We start from the raw sequence: 21,238 nt of genomic DNA on the forward strand, positions 1-21,238 counted from the left end.
GTTAGGACATTTTTATAATAAGGAATTTATGAGTGACTGCTTGGATACAGAGTACCTATCAAGCTCACAATGAGCGGTTTTTAGAGCTTGAAAGGGTTTCTAAACGATAAAACCATTGGAAATAATAAGATAGAAACACGAGAAGAAGATAGAACTTTAAATTCATATTTACGCTATTTTCTTATTCGCCTTGATGTGGCTCAATCTGGGTCAATAATGGATAGCCTTCACGATGTGCCAGACTATTTACCTTTTTGGCTTTGGTCTCAGCGATATCTTTAGAATAGATACCAGCAATGCCTTTGCTACTGTTATGAATCGTCAGCATAACTTCGACTGCCGAATCTATACTATGACGAAATTCGGACTGCAAAATATAAACGACGAACTCCATCGGCGTATAATTATCATTATACATAACGACGGCATACATAGGCGGCTTAGCCACTTCTGGCTCTGCTACCAGTACATCTGCTTGTGGCGAGGTCTCGCCATCCGTATCACCATCTTGTGCACGGTGAGCAGGTATGGTTGGAAAGTGCCAATCAGCAACAGTTGGCAACGCTTGCAATAGGGTTTGTTTTATCATAATTGGCATACAAATTAATGGTTATATTTATAACAGAATAAAGGGCGCTAGCAGAGGTTGGCAAACGCAATGCTTATTATAGCGCTCTTAAATATGAATAGATTAAGGCTCAATCGGACTTTCGTCGACTTCAGGCAAATCTAAAAGTGATAGCGGCATATTATCAATTCGGTCGCCAAGCTTCCAATCATAGAGCTGCTCCACTTGTTGCCCGCCAGCTTGTAAGCTAAGTTTGACTTGTAACGGTTTAAAGCCTGATGGCATCATGAAACGACCACGAATACGAACGATACCTTCAATAGTATAAACTGGAGGATCTAGCGGCACCTCTACAAAATCATCGTCATTGAGCAACGTCAACGTTGGCTTTAGGCGTTTGGCTTTGCCATCGCTAGCAAGCATGCCTATATCGAAACCATATTCGAAGGCATTTTCAGGTAATGGCTCAATCTTTGCCGCTATTACCTGTAGAGGCATGCCGCCTTTGTCACGAAGGACATCAGCATATAATTCATTCAGTTGAGAAACTTGTCTATTCTCAACCGTTAATTCTTGCTGGTTTTCACGCAACTCTTTGATGTTTGCCAAGCTAATCGCCAGCTCCTGCTTAGCAGTAGCGGCTTGATTGGCCGCTATTTTATGACTAAGACGTAAATCTTCCAGCGCTTCTGTTGCCTCAGTGCTATTGATCATCGCTTGCTTGGTTTCAGTTTGCATAGAATGAAAGCCACGCTGATATCCTAATTTATGACCGAATATCAATCCAACAATGGCAGTCACCAATATGACAACAACAAAGAGAGCCAACACCAATGTGGATGCCCCTTGTTGGGTACCACCTACCTTAGTTACTGAACTAGCATTGGTTTTAAGAGAATGCGGACTACGCTCTAAATGATACAAATCAGAGTCTTTGCACGATGAAAGTGCGGGCTGTGAGCAAAAGCGTCGTACAAGCTTGACACGCATTTAGACAATATCTCTTAACAGTAATTGCAATATTATAGCGGAATTTATAATCAATACCTAGCACCATAAATGTGAATGATTTGACCACAGCTAAACATCTGCTACGGAACAATAGGTGCAAAGTTTAGACCCATTGTTTCATCGAATCCGAACATGACATTCATATTTTGTACCGCTTGTCCTGCTGCCCCTTTTACCAAATTGTCTTGTACGACAATCACTGTCAATTCCGCCCGTTCATTGTTTTGATGCACAGCAATACGTAAACGGTTGCTGGCGCGGACACTACGGGTATCTGGATAAATACCTTTTGTCATGACATCAATAAACGCTTCTGATTCATAGCATGTTTCAAATATCTGCTGCCAATCAATAGCAGCACCCGCATCCGTCAGCTCAAGATGAATAGAGCTCAGCATGCCACGTATCATCGGCACAAGATGCGGTAAAAAACGAATGCGATGGGTGAACTGGCTGTTTAATAACTGCGCCACGCCTTGCTCAATCTCGGGCAGGTGACGATGTCCTTCAACGCTATAAGCTTTAAAGTTATCAGTAGTTTCAGCATAATTAAGCGCAAGTGAAGCTTGGCGGCCAGCGCCAGAAACACCAGACTTTGCATCGATAACGATGCGTGATTCCACCAATCTCTCTGCTTGCTTATTTTGCATATCGATTATTGGTTTCAAACCCAAAATAGCAGTGGTCGGATAACAACCAGGATTACCGACGACTAAAGCAGTGGCAAGTTTATCCCGATTCACTTCAGGTAAACCATAAACAGCTGTCTTTAGCAGCTCAGGACAAGCATGCGACTGCTGATACCAGTGTTCAAAATCGGATAGTGACTGCAAACGAAAATCAGCAGCCAAATCAATGACTTTCACACCGGCTTGCGTTAGCGCCTCTGCTTGCTTCATCGCTACGCCATGTGGAGTGGCAAAAAAGACCACATCACACTTTTGCAGCGTTGCAAGCGTCTCGTCACCCAAGTCGCTAAAGACAATATCCGATATACCGCGTAAGCTTGGAAATATCTCATCAGCGCGTGTACCAGCTTCGCTACGCGAGGTTAGCAAATCAATAGATACTTCAGGATGCGCAGATAACAAGCGAATCAGCTCAATACCCGTATAACCTGTACCACCAACAATCGCTGCTGAAATCATAAGATATTCCTTTTTATTTTACTTGGTAAATATCAGTGTTTGTTAAACAAATCTTAGATAGAAAGCTCGCTTATATACCTGAACTTTGTCATTTTTAGATTCAAGCAGCTTTAGATTTTATAATCGTGCACCGCATCGATGAATACTTTGGCATTGTCAGGATTGACCCACTGCGTAATACCATGACCTAAGTTTGCTATATAACCGGTTTTTTCGCCGCTCGCATAAGCACTATCAAGCATTGCATTTACTTCAGCACGAATCGTCGCAGGTGAACCATACAATGTTGCTGGATCCAAATTGCCTTGAATGGCTTTACTACTCTGTAGTTTTTTATGCTGTTTGGTCAATTGACGCTGACTTTCAGCCAATACTTGGCGTGCACGATCAATGGGCATCGTCCAATCCAACCCTAAAACATCAGCTTGACTATCTGCTTGCACATCCAACCATAACCCACCACCTTTGGTAAATAATACCACTGGTATCTGCGGATGGCGTACTTTTAATTCAGCGACGATACGCCTATTATAAGCATGAGAAAAATCGATAAACTGACGATGGCCAAGCGCCCCGCCCCAACTATCAAAAATCTGTAGAATTTGAGCACCAGCGACCACCTGTGCATCTAGATAATCAATGACAGAAGTGGCTAATTTATCTAATAATTGATGCAAAAAATCAGGGTTGCTATACAAAAAGCCTTTAGTATAACGATAGTCTTTTGAGCTGCCGCCTTCGATCATGTAGGTGGCCAATGTCCATGGACTACCAGAGAAACCAAATAACGGCACTTGACCATTTAATGCTTTGCGGATGCTCGTCACTGCACGCATGACATAATCAAGAGAATCATTGGGTTCAAGTACTGGCAATCTATCTAAGTCTGCTTGCGTGCGAATAGGATGTTTAAACTTAGGGCCTTCGCCCGCCTCAAAGTATAAACCTAGACCCATAGCGTGAGGTATGGTCAAAATATCACTAAATAAGATAGCAGCATCTAAATCATAACGGCGTAGTGGCTGTAAAGTAACTTCAGTGGCGCGGTCCGTATCTTTGCACAGACTCATAAAGTCGCCCGCTTCTGCACGAGTGGCTTTATATTCTGGTAAATAACGACCAGCTTGTCGCATCATCCAGACTGGCGTGGTGTCTATTGATTCAAAGCGTAATGCCCGTAACAATCTGTCGTTCTTTAAAGGCGCAAATTCTTGCTGGATCGAGTTACTATTGTCTGAAGCACTCATGTACAAATCTCCAAAACAACACCGCATTCATGATCATCAATGAATACGGTGCTGGATAAAATAAGTTGAATAAAAGAATATTAAAACGTTTAGATAGCGACAATCTATGCTAAAAAAACCACAAATAATGAGACATTAGTTAATAACAATTTATTGGTTAATATTCCTCGTGTTAACAATCATAAGAATAATAATCATTAAAAGTATTTGTGCTTTTTAGAGCGTCATTTGCCGTTAATCTTTAATCAATAATATCGTGCTCATATTTGAAATCGGATGAATACCATGAATGGTCTACATGGTCAGCGCTAAATTATCACGGTGTACCATGACCACACGCTCTTCATTATTACCAAGAATTCTATCAAACTGTTCAGTACGCTCGCGAGCGACTCGGCAAGCATCACGAGAGGAGAAGTTCACTTGTCCAACTGCTAAACGCTCGCCCGTATCTTGGTGTACCACCTCAACCACGTCACCTTCATCGAAATCACCGCGTACTTCCACAACACCGACCGGTAGCAAGCTCTTGTGATGCTCAACTACTGCTTTTGCTGCGCCTGCATCGACTATTAGAGTGCCTGACATACGCAAATGTGCGGCAAGCCATTGTTTGCGTGCAATGATTTTGTCTTGATCATTGGTGGTCAACAAAGTACCAACCGCTTCGCCTGATACCACACGAGTGATAACATCATCGATAGCACCGCTCACGATAACGGTTGGACAACCACCCATTGCAGCAAGACGACCAGCACGAATTTTGGTCAGCATACCGCCGCGACCAAGCTTGCCACCATCCCCTGCAATATCAAATAAGTAATCCGCCATCGCACGCTCTTGGCGAATCATTTTTGCATTAGGATTGTCACGTGGATTATCCGTAAACACCCCATCTTGATCGGTTAAAATGATATATAAATCGGCATTGACCATCGCCGCCGCCATCGCGCCCAAAGTATCATTATCACCAAATTTAATTTCATCAATGGTAATGGTATCGTTTTCATTGATGACTGGTAGCACGCGCCACTCTAGTAATTGTGTCAACGCGCCCGTCGTATTGAGATAACGGCTACGATTAGACAAATCATCATGCGTCAGTAGCAGCTGCGAGCTTTGAATACCATGTTGGATTAATGCTGACCACCACGTTTCAATCAAACCCATTTGACCAATAGAAGCACAGGCCTGTAGTGCTGCTAATTTCTTCGGTCGCTCCTCAAGGTTCATTCGTACCACACCTTCAGCAACAGCACCTGACGATACCAATAGCACTTCGACGCCCTGCTTATGCAGCTTGGCAATCTGTTTGGCCCACTCGTATATGGCAGTTCGATCCAGCCCTCGACCGTTATTGGTTAACAACGATGAGCCAATCTTGACAATAACGCGCTGAATATCAAAGTTGCGAGTTTGTTTAATAAACCTTGCTTCTTCGGTCGTGTTTTCTATGTCACCTGCCATATAAACTCCTGTCTCTCATGTGAATTGATTACGGGGATTGATCTAAAAAATTCAAGTATATCAGCTCAAGCCTGTTAGCTTAAGGAACATAAATGACCTCAACACCATCTTCGTCGTCATCGTCAAAATCAGCATCGTCGTCGCTTAAATCTACACCTTCGCGAGCCGCTTTACGAGCCGCACGATAGGCTTCACGCTGCGCCTCAGTGTTTAGACGCACTTCTACTTCTAAGCGCTCAAAACGGGTTCTTTGTGCTTCAGCGAAGATAGGATCTTCTAGTTCACGCTCACGCTCTAGTTCAATCTCATTCATTAAATGATATTTAACTGCATCAGTCCCTTCACCCATTAAGGTTGACGTGCGAAATACATCGCCTGTCCAATCAAGCTCGGCGACAATATGAGTACAAAGCTCATCTAACTCTTCGTCAGGCACCTGATCAATTTTGTTTAATATCAAAATCTGGGGCAAGTTGGATAACTCAGGCGAAAAACGCTCAAGTTCATTCAAGATAACACGAGCGTTGGCTACCGGATCGCTGCCATCAATTGGTTTTACATCAACCACATGTAACAGACGACGAGTACGAGCCACATGTTTTAAGAAACGAATGCCAAGTCCAGCACCTTCTGAAGCACCTTCGATCAAACCTGGAATATCTGCCATCACAAATGAGCGATGACGACCGATATCAACCACACCTAGATTCGGAACGAGGGTGGTAAACGGATAGTCAGCAACTTTTGGTCTAGCAGCAGAGACTTGACGAATAAAGGTAGATTTGCCAGCATTAGGCAAACCAATCAAGCCAACATCAGCCACAACTTTTAGCTCAAATTTAAGAACTTTTAACTCACCTTCAAAACCAGACGTCGATTTACGTGGTGCTTGGTTGGTAGAGCTCTTAAAATGGGTATTGCCCAAACCACCATCACCACCTTTGGCAATCAGTAACGTCTGACCAAGTTCAATCAAGTCACCCAACACTTCGTCAGTTTCGGTATCAACTACCGTGGTACCGATAGGTACTGGTAAAAACAAATCATCAGAGCCCTTGCCTGAACAGTTTCTACTGTGGCCATTCTCTGCTCGCATAGCATCGTGACGACGGGTATAACGATAGTCCACTAGGGTGTTGGTGTTATCCTCTGCAATGACGTAAATATCTCCGCCCTTGCCACCATCTCCACCATCAGGTCCACCACGTGGGACATACTTTTCTCGGCGAAAACTGGCGATTCCGTTACCACCGTCACCTGCTTTTACCGTTACGACGGCTTCATCAATAAATCGCATCTTACGTTCCTTTATTTACACTCTAGTTTATAGACTCAATAGCAGTCATATACTGCTTCTTTTGCCTATAGGTATCTTTTAAAAAATAGGAGACTTACGTCTATGTTGCTATATATCATTGCTTTATTTATGACAATAACACCCGATAACCAATTGGACTATCGGGTGCGGTATATATTAACTTAAAAAATCACATCTATTTGTCCATGCTAAAAGTGACTATTGAAATACTTTCTTATAAAGAGTACCTCAATATTAAAAACTCACTACTGCTGTACAAATGTATTAAGCTGGAATCTGTGTATAACTGATGCCTGCCATTTGTGTGGCTAAACGTAATACTTGCGTACTATAGCCAACTTCATTGTCATACCAGATATAAACAATGGCATGATTGTCGGTCAAAATAGTCGCTTGGGCATCAACGATACCTACATGGGTATCACCAACAAAATCCGTCGATACCGCTTCGGTAGAATCTGTATAAGCAATCTGTGTTTGCCACTGACTGCTATTAGATACTTTACGCATAAACTCGTTTAATGAATCAGCATTTTCTGGTGCTGTTTTAAGATTCAAGTTTAAAATCGCTAAGCTGACGTTTGGCGTTGGTACACGGATGGCATTACCCGTTAGTTTACCACTAAGCTCTGGCAGTGCTTTACCAACCGCTTTAGCAGCACCCGTACTGGTAATAACCATATTTAATACAGCACTACGACCACGGCGATCCGCTTTATGATAATTATCAATCAAGTTTTGATCGTTAGTGAATGAGTGAATCGTTTCAACGTGACCGTTTTCGATACCGTATTCATCGTTCAATACTTTTAACGTTGGGGTGATTGCGTTGGTGGTACAGCTCGCCGCACTGACGATGGTATCTTCACCGACTGTATCGTTATTTACACCATAAACAACGTTTTTAATCTCACCGCCAGCTGGGGCTGTTAATAGGACTTTTTTCACACCAGTCGATTGCAAATGCTTACCAAGACCCGCTTCATCTTTCCAAATGCCCGTATTGTCAATCACTAACGCATCATTAATACCGTAAGTCGTATAATCAATCTCGCTTGGATCTTTAGCGTAGATGACCTGAACAAAGCGACCATTGATAATCAAGCCATTGTTTTCATCATCAACCACCACGCCACCAGCAAAGCTACCATGAATCGAATCACGCTCTAGCAATGATGCGCGCTTGGCCAAATCGCCAGATGCCGCAGGACGTACGACGATGGCTTTTAACTGCATACCTTTAGCACTTGACGCTTGTGATAATAGCAGGCGAGTTAAGATACGACCGATACGACCAAAACCGTATAGCACGACATCAGTCGCAGGATTAACAGTAGTGTCACCAACGTTAACTGCTTGAAGTGCTGCTTGTAAATCACTGTCATTAGCGATTAATTGACCAACATCAACCTGTGCAGACTGAAGCTTATCATTAGCCGCTAGCGCTTTAACCATGGCTAAAGTGTCAGCGATATCAATAGATTTAGCGTCTTGGTTACGCAAGGCTACTTTTTGATGCAATGCCAATATTTGACCAACTGACGTCGTATTTAACGTGTCACCGAACAAGGTTACTTGTACGTCTTGCTCATTATAGAGCTTATTCAATAGCCCCATCAGCTCAATCGCTTGTTGCTCTTGATTATTGTAGTTGCTTAAGTGGTCTTGATGTAATTGGCGTAAGGTATCAGCGTTGCTCACGAGAAACATCCTTATGGTCAGTAATGTGTGATCAGTAAATGATAGAGAATACAGATTAGATAGATTATGTGTGGTCTAAGCAATCACTCTAGTATGGCAACCGCACGATATCGGTGTCAGTTATTGATGTAGAGTATTGAGATCGCCTAGATTTTAGCCTAAAACAGCCTATTTTGCCAGTGATAACCGATCTGCTAGCGCTTATAAAGCATTTTATTGAGTTATGCAGGTTATTATGAAAATAAAGGCAGCCAATTATGCTGCCTTATTGTTTATTATTGCCAGTATCAAATAGTGGATGATGAAGTAACACTACTATTTAACCCAGTATCTAGTAAGTGATGCTCGTTATGGAACGAGACTAACCGTTTGATTGGTCTGCGAGGTTAACTTAAATTCCTTTAAGTCATAGCCTTGCTGTTGAGCGATTTGACGATATTTGGCATAGGTTTCTTGAGTGACGTTTGGCGAACGCGCCAATAACCATAAATATTTTTTATCAGGTGTTCCTACTAAAGCGGTCTTGTAATCAGCATCACGTGCTAGCACCCAATAGTCGGCACGACCAACTGGAAACCAACGAATCCACGATGGTAAAAATGTGACCTTTAACTTACTGCCTGACTCATCAACAGGCTTAGCGATACCCTCAGAAGTAATACCAGAACCGTCTTTCTGGACGCATTTATTAGTGACTATGATACCTGAACCGTCGGTTTTTTCCGTATAATTGGCAGTGACATCACTGGCACAATTGCGCTGAAAATACATGGGCAAACGACCTATCTCATACCATGTTCCTGCATACTTTTTTAGATCAACGCTATCCACTGTGGTCGGTGTACTTGCAGACTTATGAATGATGGCATTTGGCTTAATTGACAACGTCTCTGTGGTGGTTCTATCCGTAGTGGCGTTAGCAGTCATGTCAGCGGTAGCATTAACCGGTGGCGTCGCCGCATACGCTGAAAATGCGGCTAATGGTATGATAATAGCTAGGGCTATACCCGTATGCTTGATAAGTCCATTCATAAATATACGCTCCGGTATTTCTTTGTATGATGAGTAAGTAGAGGTTGATGATGAATCAGCATTTTGCTTTGAATGGTGGTTCTGTCCAGATTCTTTTTCGCTCAACTCTTGTGACCATTTATAATCGTTAGTGCAGTGACCACTATCCTTGGTACAGTAATCACTAACTAAATTACTGCTTTCGCTATGTTTTGAATCGCCGTCTTTGTTATTGTTGCTGTTAATCATAGCAGACTCTTTTGCCTGTACAAGGCTCTTATCGGCGCTTTTATATCCAAAATAGTGATCTTGCGAAGACGTTTTTTTTGCCAAATGGGTAGAATATTGGTCATTTAGATTATCATGGTTGTAGCTAGCATCGTTGCTGGCGTTACCTGTCTGCCGTGTACTATCCTCATTGAGATGATAGTGGCGCGACTGGGTAGTCCGCTTAGATTGAGAACCAGCTTCCTTTGTATCAGACCATGCTGATTGAGGTAACTTATTGGTTTTCATAGAGGTACCATTATTGATAGTGACTGTTAACTATTCTTCTTATATGCCCCATATGTACTCTCATCTTCTGTGCGTCTTCAACTTTTAAAAATATATTGAATGTAAAAGCTGGCGCTGTAAAAACCAAATATTATGAGAGGGCTTAAGAGGTATATTGATAAGCAATTCGCTTATAAGAATATAGAGTAAATACTCTTTGTTTAGGTGATATATATTAATGGCAGCGCGACTATTAAAACAGTGTCGCAATGTAGGAAAAAGCAACGGTTTGTAAGTAACTATGCGTTTATGCAGTAGAATAAATACCGAATAAACACATAGTTACTGATTGGATAAATATATTAAAAATCAATTATTTGCCCTGATAGATGCCAATTAATGGCAATTATGGTTCAGAACTGGTCAGCATTGGTGCCAACACTCCCTCTATTAGTTTTTTACTATTCAAAGAACTGTCGAATACCAGCAACACTGATACCACCATGCTCTAATACTTGATGAATCATCACAGGTGATAAACCACCCAAACCGATAATCGGCATGTCAGCCAATTGTGCCAATGCCGACCATGATTCCCAACCAAGTGGCACAGTATCAGGATGTGTATGGGTAACTAGTACAGGAGACAAAAAGGCGCCAATGACGGGCGGTAATTGCTGTTGTAACCGAGCATGAGCCAGTTTATTGGCAGCATCAATACTGGCGGCATCATGACAACTGACTATTAACGGATAATTTTTAGACAGCACTCTATCTTGTGTATCCTCCGACCATTGCAACAATGCGGTATGAGACAGCTGATTGGCAACGATTGAATTGGCAGTGGTTGTATCTTTCATTGCTAGCGGCGCTTCAGTGGTTAGGGTCTGTCCATTGACATCACAAGGAACAATCGCCTTAATATCTGGACGCATATGCATCAACTGCGCTGCTATAGTTTCTGAGCCAGCTGCCTTTATTCGAATATATACCCAAGCATTGGCTGTTAGCTTGTTTTGATGAAAAGTCAGCCATGCGGCCACTGGATCAGGAGTGGCATCAAAATGCGTCAATGGATAGGTAATTGCTATCGTTGTTGGCACACTGAGCCATTCGAGAATCGTCTGGTTAGCAGCCGGTAAATGGTACTTACCTGCTAATAAATCTGCCTTATTTACCCACGTTAGCGCCTGACCTTCTAGCCCATATTGGCGATGCTTATGCTGCTCATACTGCTGCGCAGTCAGCTCAACCTTATAAATCTGTAAACTGACCTGCTTATCACCATAATCATGATGCAGACGTCCAAGCTTGACCATCGTATTGTCACAAATCTCAATGCCTGTCTCTTCAGCAACTTCCCGAATTAACGCCTGCTCGGCGTTTTCATTGGCTTCTATTTTGCCACCTACAAATTCATAGCGGTTGCCTTGATGCTGGGCGGCGTTTCTAAATCCAAGTAAATATTGGGCTTTATGATGAATGACCGCAACTGCCACGTTTACGATAAGTACTTTTTCGCTGTTATATGAGCCATCAATGTGGTTATCTGCTTCATTTGGCATCGGCGTCTCCTTTATTACTGTTTTTTTAAAGTGCGATTTAATTGGTTTATACTTTCAAAAAACCAAGTCGATTTAAAACCAACCTATTGATTTATAATAATAATTAGCTAATTTTTATTTATTTAAATCTCATTTACAAAAGTTGCTTTAGATAAGTTTACACAATGACTGCATTTTATTTTATCAATTACCTTGCAAAATTCTTCAATGTAAATGATAATTATTATCGTTAAAGATAGTTACTGTATCGCCATTACTATTCAGCCATTTTTTATCAAAAGGAATTTACTATGAGCATGGTTATCTCTCGTTACTTGAATTGCCGTGAAAACCGTTTACCAACTTTACAATCACAACACTTATTTGCACTCACTAAAGAAGTGCGTATCGAGCATGAGGGTGAAGAGTATCGATTACGTTTAACACGTAATAATCGCTTAATCCTGACTAAATAGATTAATATCATTGATCATCAATATTAGGTCGTGTCCTCGTTTTAAAAATGGTGATAAAAATGAGATAAATTGCAGTCAAACAAGGAAAATAGCTGACTAATATCGAGATATTAGTCAGCTATTTGACGCCGTTTGGCAAGATTTAGCCATTTTAAACCCATTTAGATGACTATCGATTGAATTAAGGACACGCCCTAGCCTACCTATAAAAAAACGCCTTCATTCAAAGGCGTTTTTTATTGGATAAAACGATGCGATTTAGAACTGCCAACTGTAAACCACATCCACCGCGTTTTCTGCCGCTGAGGTTGCCTCTACATAAATACGTCGAGTTAACTGATAACGAATAGATAAGCTATTTTGAGCATTAAACACCCCTACTCCGTAGCGTATATACAAGTCAGGCGTCACATAACCGGTGACGTTGACGTTGGTGTCTTCACTACTGCCTGAGGCATCAACGGTCAAGCTCTGAAAACCAAAAATCTGACCAATCTGATTGGTTAGATTGCGCGTGCCACTCAGTCCAAAGCTTAAGCCCGCGGCGGCTAGGTTATTCGTCACTTGCGATTTAAAGCCTTGCTCACTGATTTGGGTGGCGCCCTTGTTATTAATTCGACCTGTCACCAAAGCATTCATTGCCTGCTGCTGGGTCAAACCTGCATTATTAAAGACAATAATATTGGGGCTTTCTGTATTGCCTTTGACACGCACACCTACCGTTTTGCCACTGATCGTTTTAACCGCCTCAATACTGAGGTTAGGTTTCATCACATCACCGTTAAAGCGCACTTGTCCGTAGTTAAGCTCTAGATTCTGACCAAAAGCATTGATATTGGTACGACGTGATACTTGCACCACCCCTTTTGCACGCATAACACCCGTGCCATTTTGAGTGATATTAATCGCACCAGCTAAAGGAATAACGGCACCAAAACCACGGAAGTTGATATCATCACCCAAGTCGACACCGATATCCGCATTGATTGACCAAGGTTTCGATATTGCCAATACCTCGTCAATATTGCCAATGAGACGACGATCAAGAACTACTGCATCTTCAGTTCGAGTAATGATATCTTCGCTGGCTTCTGGCGGACGAATGGTCGCTGACGGTACGCTGACCGCCCCTTTAATATCGACAAAACGATCGCCTGGACGCACGATGATATCGATATCAGGATTGATTTCTGCCACTAACAATGGTGGCTGAGTAATCACCAAACGCTCGCCGCTGACGCTAAGCTTGGCCTGGAGTTTTTGTTGCCAATTAACGGTACCAGTCAAAACCCCTTTACCCGTACCACTGCTAAAGGTTCCATCAATAGTCGCTTGCGTGCCACGAATTTTGGCGTCAGTATTTACATTGGTTAAATTAATGGGCAAATCAAGCATCGCAATACGGCCATTAGCAAGTTTCACATCGCCATAGAATTGCGGCTTATCTAATGTACCGCCCAATCCTCCTGCCATCGTGACATTGCCCTCTAGCACTCGCATACCTGGGAAGAAAGGCTTGAATATCGCAAGGTTAAGCTCATTCAATACCAAAGCGCCCGAAATTGGCTTAGGTGTCTTATAAGGATCAACGACCACTTCAGCATAGCCACGCGCACCGCCACCAGTGTTAATATCGGTACGTAGTTTGATGCCCTCAGGGACGGACAATGCAATTAGTGAGACCCGCTTATAAGGCAGAGTGACGGGTAAACTATCACCATCTTGAATCAAACCGATTTTGCCGTTGTCTGAATACAGTGTGGTATTAATCGTCGGTGGACGACCACGTTGCCAGCCAACAATCGCCTTACCATTAATTTTGCCATGCCAGTCGATATCTTTGGGTAAAAAGACCGATAGTAATGACGTATCTAGATTTTGTAAGGCGATATTTACCTCACCTTTATCAGGTGATGCGATTAAGTTTTCACGTAAGCACACCTTGCCCGTTTGATCGGTGGCTTGCCAGCAGTGCGCTGCCAACTGTACTTTTAAATCGTTATTATTGCCATTTTGATTGTTGGGTAAATTAACCATTAACTGCGCTGGCTGTAACTGATTTAAGGTCGCATATTTAGATTGAACACGGCCCTTACCGATGACGCCAGACCAGCTCAGTTTATCCCGATTGAAGCCGCCTTTAAGCCTTGCGCCAATCGTGAGCTGCTCATTGGCAACGTCAAGATTGACCACATGCGCTTGCTCAGTACCATTAAAAGTCGCTTTAACGCTTTTAAAACTCTGTCCAGCTGCATCTAAACCTTCAGCGGTGATAATAAGCTGACTTGGGCTGTTTGCTAAATTGACCAGCTTACCGCGCACGCGACCTTGGCGCAAAATAAAGCCCGGCAGTGCAATCCGCTCGCCAACCAAATCGATATAAATAGTTGGCAGCGCTTGTCCTGCTGGCTGTGATAAGGTCGCACCGCCAGTAACTTTGCCAGCCAATTTATCTGACAACTGATCCAGACTGGTGATATTAATTTTGGTTTGTAATTGCTTAGCATTGCCATTAGCAGTGACGTAATTATCACCCCAACGTAGCACTAAATTATCCGCGTTTAAGCTGTCTATCAAGGCATTTACTTGCTTATATTGCGCCTGTGCATCTTGCGTTTGTAGGCGCTTGAAATAGCTTGCCAAATCTTTTGGCAGACGCATCTTCGCCGCTAAGCTACCCTTGGCACTAAGCGGTTGACCCTTTAACATGCCTCTTAAATCAATTTTTTTGATATTAATGATTTGCTGCGAGTCACTCCAGCGCCCATCCGTATCGATAGTGCCGGTGATAAGGCTTGGGGTATCTTTGAGGAAATAACCAATATTAAAACGATCCATCACTGCGTCAATATCCCACGCAATGCCTTGACGTACATCAACCGTCCCTTTGGCATCAATACTGCCTGCCGCGCCCACATGACGGAAACGCTTGATACGAATCAGCTGATCATCACCACTGGCATCAATGGTCAGCTTGCCCGCTGGCAATTGCTCAGCATCTAGTACCCCATCGAAATTCACCGCAAAACGTTGCAGTTTGCCTGCGGTATTTTTACTATTCTTAGGCGCAGTTTGCCACTCGCCGCTGGTCTTCAAGTCACCAGTAATAATCGCTGGATTATTGGGTAAGAAATAACCCAAATTAAACTTATCGAAGCGACCATCTATCGTCCAGCCGATATTTTTACGCAAATCGATGACGCCCTTGGCATTCACTTCGCCCGCTTCACCATTGTAATTAAGCTTACGAATACTGATAAACTTTGGCGTGCCAGCCGCATCAATAGATAGGCGTCCTTTTGGTACATCTGCAGTATCGACTTGCCCATTGAAGCGCGCATCGAACATAGACAGCTCGCCACCAACGATATCGATTTTGGCATCACCAGCACCCGTTATGCCAATAGCACGGCCATCTTGAGTCGCATCAAGTTGCGCCTGCAAGTCGGTATTGTTTAAGGTAATAACATGACGCTGACCACTAACGCCACCTTTAGTAATAGCCAATAAACGACCGCGAGCACTGACACTACCGGTTAGACGCTCAAGCGGCAAATCACTGCGATACTGTTTGGGTAATAATCCATTGGTACGTGCATCTATCTGCCATGTGAGCGGACGCTTTTTATTTGCCAATTGAATCTGCCCAGTACCTGATAAGTCGCCCACGACTCCTTTATAATTCAGGCGATTGATGTCGATGACATCCCCAGCTTTGCGCACGCGCACGTCATAGTTGCCTTTAGGAGCGGCATTCAATTCATTAATGACTGCATTGGCATCTACTGATAACCGTGAGCCACGAATGATGACATCCGCCTGTCCACGCGGACTATCAATATTACCGATATTAGGCACATCACGGCGGATTAGGTTTTGCCATTTGGCATCGATATACCAAGGCGCTACCTGTGTCGACTTCGCTGACGTTTTGCCTTGGACGATATTGGCATTCACATGCTCGCCATCACGTTGACGCAAATCTGCATCAAGCTCTATGTTACCAGCGCTGTTTTTCTGCTGATAATGTAATGACAGTCGACCATTCAGCTTTTGCGGTGCATATGCTTTGAAATCAGCATAGTCATCAGGAATAACACGGCGAATATCAAAATTGCTCCCTGTCGCTCGCACTTTTGCATCAAAGCTGTCTTGCCAATCTAAAATACCTTGCAGAATTAAATTTCCAGCTGGCACCTGAGCATCTAAGCGATCAATACGTAACTGACTGTTTGCAATGACGGCGCGACCTTGATAGTGACCAGACGGAATGTCTTTAGCCGTCAGCTCAGTATTGATACGCAGACGTATTTCAGAGATAACCCCTGTCGCGGTAGCAGTACCACTTTTTAAACGAATTTTTTGGCTTTCAGCATAAGGGATCAAAATATCATCCCATTGCAATTTTGCCTGGAACGGCGAATCCTGATCTAATCCTTGTACAACAAAATCACCGCTCACATCGCTGTCATTGTAGCGACTACGAACCTTACCAACCGTACGTTTTAGCGTCCCTGTTGCCGTGATATTCAATGGGTCAACATAGGCTTTTTCTAGCGCACTGACTTCTGCTATCGCGCTTAAATCTAGCGGATAGTCGCCTTGTAAATCAATTTCACCTTGTAAGGCACTGATTTTGACGATATCAGCATATTGTAAATCGCCGCGACCAACCGTTACTATGCTACCGACCCATGTTAAATCACGGGCAACAATACCCTGCACAACGATGGGCTCTTTGGTCACTTGTTTATAAGTAATATTTTTTATTTTAGCGTGATCAAAGCGTAAGTTCACTGGTAGCTGTAACGTTTTATAATCGAACGGCTCACCCGTTGGTGGCTTGTTATTGATAATCTCAATGGTTTGTATGTCTGCATCACGCAGATGCACTTCTTTGGCAAATATGGCACGCCAGCCTATCTTGACGTAAGCTTTATCAACCAATACTTCAAGGTCTTCAGTCGCCTTGATATCGATATCAGTGACCCAGATACCATCACGTAAATTACCGCGACCATATTTAAAATCAATGCCCGTCTCAGCACTGACTTTCTCTAATATAAACTTCGTACCCGACTCTGTGCCCATTGCGTAAAAAAACACAGCAAACATGATGGCCAGCACAATTAAAATAAGCACCAGTAATTTGAGCAAAAATGACAGCGGATACCAACGTCTGACGGCACGAGCATCGCGCTGTGCTGGATCTTCATCTGGGGCATTATTAGGCGGGGTATTTTTTGTCAGCATGACACTCAACTACGTTAAAGAATGGTCACCGGCAATCGGCACGATAAATAAGGAATACAACGGATATTGCTAATAGCGCGTGTTGAACCTGTCTCTATGTCACTAACGGAGACGACTTAATAATGTTCAATACGCGCTAAATGATGTCACTACTGGATTGCATGGCTATAAAGGCGAGCCAATAAAGAAATGCAGTCTAACGGGTATGCTTTCTTCTGTCACCCCAGCCGCCACATCAACTCTTACCACACCGACTGGCGATGCCCAGCGGATACCAACACCGACGCCGACCTTTGTCTCAGTCTCGAAGTTTTTATCGTAAGCATTACCCACGTCAGTGAAGAATGCCCCGCGGAATCCTGGTTTAAATTCATAGTTATACTCTGCACTACCAACCGCGAGCACTTGCCCACCAGTCAAATAGCCCTTGTCGAGCGGTGACAAGCTCTCATAGTCATAGCCACGAATACTTTGATCTCCACCCGCAAAGAAGCGTAATTTATAAGGCACATCATAAAAATCATCTGCCCAGATGTAGCCCGTATTCAGACTGCCCAGCACTTGATGCTTTTGCTCATCGCCAAAACTATAAATGCCGCTGACACCCGCGCGAATGATTGCCAAGTTAGTGTCGCTAAGGGCTTTATCAGCCCCTGCTTCAAGCGAGTAATACTGACGCATACCGCGAGTCGGATTGGTCACACTGTCTACATCGGTTTTGTTCATACCATAACCGAATAGCAGCGCTTGCTGCTTAGGCTTAGAAGAAGTAAAGCGGATAGGTAGGTCGTCCAACTCTGTCTCATCGACCCCAGTCTCTAGCTCATCTAAACGGTAATTCACAGAGTAGCTGCGATTCCAGCCACTATCACGGCGAATATTACGCGCCAATGCTGCTTTTAGCGTCGTAGTAGATAAGTCGAAGTTGCCTTCACCTTGGTCGATGACCTCTTCTTCATAGGTAAGACGCGCATCTAATTTATCGTTAAGTGGATGTTTCCAAGGTCGACTGGCATAAACAGCGACGTTTTTAGTAATTCTGGAAACCTCGGTCTCCGCACCAGCTTGGTAGCCTTTACGATTGAGCAAATTATAGTCTATTTTTGCCGTCGCTCGCACGCCCGTATCTGTGCCGTAACCAAGACCTACTTGGGCATCGCGCGGCTTACTTGAAGAGACAAAAACATACAACGGTACTTTTTTACTTTCTGCCACTTGTTGCGGTGTTTTTCGACCAGCCAGCGTTGGTGGTACAAAGTTTTCATCAGTGATTAAGCTTTCTTCATCAGGGAATATTTTTTGCGCAATATTACTGATGCCGTCGCTTATTTTACCCAAAATATTGTCCGCTTCTTGGTCTTTTTCATCCAATACACGGTCATTTGGTAAGCGGCTCAAGCGCTCTGCTTTTTGTTTGATAGCTTGTAGCTTATCAAGTGTTGCTGCATCAGCTTCAAAATCGATCGCCGCAATGTCGGCGGGATTGACTGTTTCACCGCTATTGGCAGTCGTATTGCCCTCACTCTCTGCGTTATTTTCATCACCATCATCAGCGTTATTGTCTTTATTAACACGGCTACTATTAGAAGCAGCTGAACTTTCAGCACCATTATTGCCCGCAATGTCTAAGGCGCCATCACTATTAATATCGTCGTCGAGTGTGCCGCTATTATTGGTAGGTGTGTTATCAAAAGCCAAAGTACTGGCTTCACTGCGTTCATCTGGCGGCAATATCGACTCAACGTTAACCGTATTAAAATAACGAGTCGCTGATAAGTCATTGCTAAACTCGGTCACCGCTGGTCGATAAAAAGGATCACCGGGCTTAAAGTCAAACAACTGTTGTAATAGTGACAATTCAACAGGTAGCTTGTCAGGATCTTGGGTTAAGGTATTGGTTTCTTCATCGTATGTAAAAAACACAACGTCATCAAACTCATAACGATCACCAGTGTTGTAGACCAGCGACACATCTGCTGTATTATCTGGCAAGATAATATCAACGGATTTGTTGAGCCAATATTGATCAAAATAGCCATAAGTATTACTCAGCGACTCAAGGGCCGCCTTGCTATCTTTATAAACACGGTGATTGAAGATATCATCCACTTGTGGCGGCAAGTCTTTTTCAAGTGCTATATATTCTGGTTGTTCACTGCCTTCACCGCGAATCTCAACAATACGGCTGTCCACACGTACCGGCTCGCCCAGCTCTTCGATAATGACATCGATCGTGTCAGCATTGCGCTGACGTAGGCGTAACGTAATATCATAGTAACCCACTGCTTGGGCTGCCTCTAATGCTGTTTGGCGTAGGCGTGGCAAGGCGGCCGTAAAGTCGGTAACTGACTGAACCGTCGTATCATCAAGGGCAGCCTTGATGTTTTTCATGGGCTGAACGTCATTATCCGCTTTGGTGAGCTTTGGCTTACCATCGACAGCACCTTCAGCGGTCGCCTGCCGTAGATAAATTGTAGTATCTACATGTGGTAATGCCATCACACCTGCATTGAATAAACGATTATAAAGGCGTTTCACGATATTGCCTTTATTACGTGCCATTGGCTTGGGCTTACTGGCTTGTTCGATACTCTGGTTTATTCCCTGAGAGTCTGCTTGATAGTCTGGCAAGTAGTCATCAGGATTGATGATATCTGACGTTGTACCATCTTCATTGGTCTCATCACTGGCATTGGCGACAATCTCATTATCGAAAGTACCAGTTCCATCCACGCGCCCACTACTGACAGAGTCGCTAACATCGATCGGACGCGACATAACTTCAGCCGTCTGTGCGCGTTCAGCGGCGCTCTCATTCCTACCAAGCGTCTCAAGGTTGTTAGGAGTTGGCAGATTGGTTGCATCCAAATCCACATCTAAACCAATAGGCGGAGTTGCATCATCTAATGTAGCAATTGGCGCATCAAAATCGCGATCGTTATTGCTGATATCATTATTATTGTTATTGTTATTAACGTTGGTACTATTATTGATGTCATCAATATCTTGGGTATTCTGCATGTCCATCGCAGCTAGCTCACGATCAATCTCCTCGGGCGTCATCATCTGATAACCCTGCTGCTGTATCGCTGCGGCTTGTTGCAACAAGTCATCATTGGCGTTATTGGAAAGATCGAGCTGAGCATCATTTGCGCCAGCCATATTATCCATGGCATTTGCCTGAGCATTAGCCGTACTCTGAGGCTGAGCAGCTGGTTTTTTAGCGCTTTTATCTTGAGCATCAGACTTCTTAATGCCTAGGCTTTGTTCGCTGTACTCATCTAATACTGACTGATCGATAATGCCCTGCTCTACTGCCTTTTTTAGGCGCAATGCATCCAAAGCGATATCGAGCTGAGTATCATCATCTGACAGTGTGGTCGATTGAGTGCTGGTTGGTTGAATGTTTGACTGATCGACAGCTATTTGATTGCTCGTAGGTTGTTTAGGAGAACTGACATTATTTGTGGTATCAGCCAATGCAGCAGGTGCCATACCGAAACCCACTAGGCTGGTCGCTAGCGCAGTGAAAAGTGCTGAGCGCGTAAAATGAATGCGCGGCGAATTGCCATGAGTTGTCACAGCTGCTGCACGACGTGTTTTTTGAAGACGGTCACTCTGAAAATCTTGAATTTTAATATCCTCTCGAACATTATCCGTATCACACTGCATCATCGATACATTGCGCGCGAGCGTTGAAGGCTGGTGTTTCATGTGTATTTCCTATCACCTCACGCGGCACAATATTATGAACGATAACAATCGCCTAGTCTTACCGGTGAATAAACTTATAGCAGTTGGCTGAATTATGGTTTACTGTCTTGCTTTGGATAATGACCGTTTATAACGCAAACCTTGGAGTCAGATTAGCACCATGTTTTTATCAAAAAATAAACATGCGTGAGTGGTAGCAAGCCTTTGCCATCACTCAAACCTCGCGACGCAACCATGCAAAATTTACAAATCATAACTTAGATAATTATGAAATCATAGCGTCGA

Annotated in this window: 12 protein-coding genes; 1 reads left to right on the plus strand and 11 read right to left on the minus strand. The window is 43.4% G+C overall.

Annotated features, from left to right (window positions below):
- Positions 1–181: 181 nt before the first annotated feature.
- From I3257_RS03305 to I3257_RS03345, 9 genes are all read right to left on the minus strand, one after another.
- The gene (locus I3257_RS03305) at positions 182–589 is read right to left on the minus strand and encodes an ATP-dependent Clp protease adaptor ClpS (RefSeq protein ID WP_238048809.1); all 408 of its coding nucleotides are present in this window, start codon (positions 587–589) and stop codon (positions 182–184) included.
- A 102-nt stretch (positions 590–691) separates the two neighbouring features.
- Positions 692–1,558 (minus strand): hypothetical protein, encoded by an 867-nt coding sequence (locus tag I3257_RS03310; RefSeq protein ID WP_238048810.1) that lies wholly within the window; start codon positions 1,556–1,558, stop codon positions 692–694.
- A 101-nt stretch (positions 1,559–1,659) separates the two neighbouring features.
- Positions 1,660–2,727, minus strand: a complete 1,068-nt coding sequence (gene argC, locus I3257_RS03315; protein WP_238048811.1) for an N-acetyl-gamma-glutamyl-phosphate reductase — start codon at positions 2,725–2,727, stop codon at positions 1,660–1,662.
- Positions 2,728–2,837: 110 nt separating this feature from the next.
- Positions 2,838–3,974, minus strand: coding sequence for a uroporphyrinogen decarboxylase (hemE, locus tag I3257_RS03320; protein ID WP_238048812.1), 1,137 nt, complete (start codon positions 3,972–3,974; stop codon positions 2,838–2,840).
- A 294-nt stretch (positions 3,975–4,268) separates the two neighbouring features.
- Positions 4,269–5,441: a glutamate 5-kinase gene (gene proB / locus I3257_RS03325; RefSeq protein WP_045445028.1), complete on the minus strand. Its 1,173-nt coding sequence runs from the start codon at positions 5,439–5,441 to the stop codon at positions 4,269–4,271.
- A gap of 79 nt (positions 5,442–5,520) precedes the next feature.
- Positions 5,521–6,738 carry an Obg family GTPase CgtA gene (gene cgtA / locus I3257_RS03330; RefSeq protein WP_055124422.1) on the minus strand — a complete coding sequence of 406 codons (1,218 nt, stop codon included), beginning with the start codon at positions 6,736–6,738 and terminating at the stop codon, positions 5,521–5,523.
- 285 nt (positions 6,739–7,023) lie between these two features.
- Entirely contained in the window at positions 7,024–8,469 is a 1,446-nt protein-coding gene (locus I3257_RS03335; protein ID WP_238048813.1) for a glyceraldehyde-3-phosphate dehydrogenase, read from the minus strand.
- 339 nt (positions 8,470–8,808) lie between these two features.
- The gene (locus tag I3257_RS03340) at positions 8,809–9,987 is read right to left on the minus strand and encodes a lipocalin family protein (protein ID WP_238048814.1); all 1,179 of its coding nucleotides are present in this window, start codon (positions 9,985–9,987) and stop codon (positions 8,809–8,811) included.
- 440 nt (positions 9,988–10,427) lie between these two features.
- The gene (locus I3257_RS03345) at positions 10,428–11,531 is read right to left on the minus strand and encodes an NUDIX domain-containing protein (RefSeq protein WP_238048815.1); all 1,104 of its coding nucleotides are present in this window, start codon (positions 11,529–11,531) and stop codon (positions 10,428–10,430) included.
- A 290-nt stretch (positions 11,532–11,821) separates the two neighbouring features.
- On the opposite strand from I3257_RS03345, the gene I3257_RS03350 reads away from it, so the two are divergent.
- Positions 11,822–11,986: a hemin uptake protein HemP gene (locus I3257_RS03350; protein ID WP_010200173.1), complete on the plus strand. Its 165-nt coding sequence runs from the start codon at positions 11,822–11,824 to the stop codon at positions 11,984–11,986.
- A gap of 258 nt (positions 11,987–12,244) precedes the next feature.
- Here I3257_RS03350 and I3257_RS03355 read toward each other — a convergent pair whose 3' ends face one another.
- Both I3257_RS03355 and I3257_RS03360 read right to left on the minus strand, forming a co-directional pair.
- The gene (locus I3257_RS03355; RefSeq protein ID WP_238048816.1) at positions 12,245–17,239 is read right to left on the minus strand and encodes a translocation/assembly module TamB domain-containing protein; all 4,995 of its coding nucleotides are present in this window, start codon (positions 17,237–17,239) and stop codon (positions 12,245–12,247) included.
- A gap of 165 nt (positions 17,240–17,404) precedes the next feature.
- Entirely contained in the window at positions 17,405–20,953 is a 3,549-nt protein-coding gene (locus I3257_RS03360) for a BamA/TamA family outer membrane protein (RefSeq protein ID WP_238048817.1), read from the minus strand.
- Positions 20,954–21,238: the final 285 nt, after the last annotated feature.

Origin of the sequence: Psychrobacter sp. Ps7 (assembly GCF_022129225.1) — a bacterium.
Taxonomy (GTDB): Bacteria; Pseudomonadota; Gammaproteobacteria; order Pseudomonadales; family Moraxellaceae; genus Psychrobacter; species Psychrobacter immobilis_A.

Excerpts from the sequence above, each read along its gene's own strand:
- I3257_RS03305 (WP_238048809.1), bottom strand. The coding sequence starts at position 589 with ATGATAAAACAAACCCTATTGCAAGCGTTGCCAACTGTTGCTGATTGG.
- I3257_RS03310 (WP_238048810.1), bottom strand. The coding sequence starts at position 1,558 with ATGCGTGTCAAGCTTGTACGACGCTTTTGCTCACAGCCCGCACTTTCA.
- argC (WP_238048811.1), bottom strand. The coding sequence starts at position 2,727 with ATGATTTCAGCAGCGATTGTTGGTGGTACAGGTTATACGGGTATTGAG.
- hemE (WP_238048812.1), bottom strand. The coding sequence starts at position 3,974 with ATGAGTGCTTCAGACAATAGTAACTCGATCCAGCAAGAATTTGCGCCT.
- proB (WP_045445028.1), bottom strand. The coding sequence starts at position 5,441 with ATGGCAGGTGACATAGAAAACACGACCGAAGAAGCAAGGTTTATTAAA.
- cgtA (WP_055124422.1), bottom strand. The coding sequence starts at position 6,738 with ATGCGATTTATTGATGAAGCCGTCGTAACGGTAAAAGCAGGTGACGGT.
- I3257_RS03335 (WP_238048813.1), bottom strand. The coding sequence starts at position 8,469 with ATGTTTCTCGTGAGCAACGCTGATACCTTACGCCAATTACATCAAGAC.
- I3257_RS03340 (WP_238048814.1), bottom strand. The coding sequence starts at position 9,987 with ATGAAAACCAATAAGTTACCTCAATCAGCATGGTCTGATACAAAGGAA.
- I3257_RS03345 (WP_238048815.1), bottom strand. The coding sequence starts at position 11,531 with ATGCCAAATGAAGCAGATAACCACATTGATGGCTCATATAACAGCGAA.
- I3257_RS03350 (WP_010200173.1), top strand. The coding sequence starts at position 11,822 with ATGAGCATGGTTATCTCTCGTTACTTGAATTGCCGTGAAAACCGTTTA.
- I3257_RS03355 (WP_238048816.1), bottom strand. The coding sequence starts at position 17,239 with ATGCTGACAAAAAATACCCCGCCTAATAATGCCCCAGATGAAGATCCA.
- I3257_RS03360 (WP_238048817.1), bottom strand. The coding sequence starts at position 20,953 with ATGAAACACCAGCCTTCAACGCTCGCGCGCAATGTATCGATGATGCAG.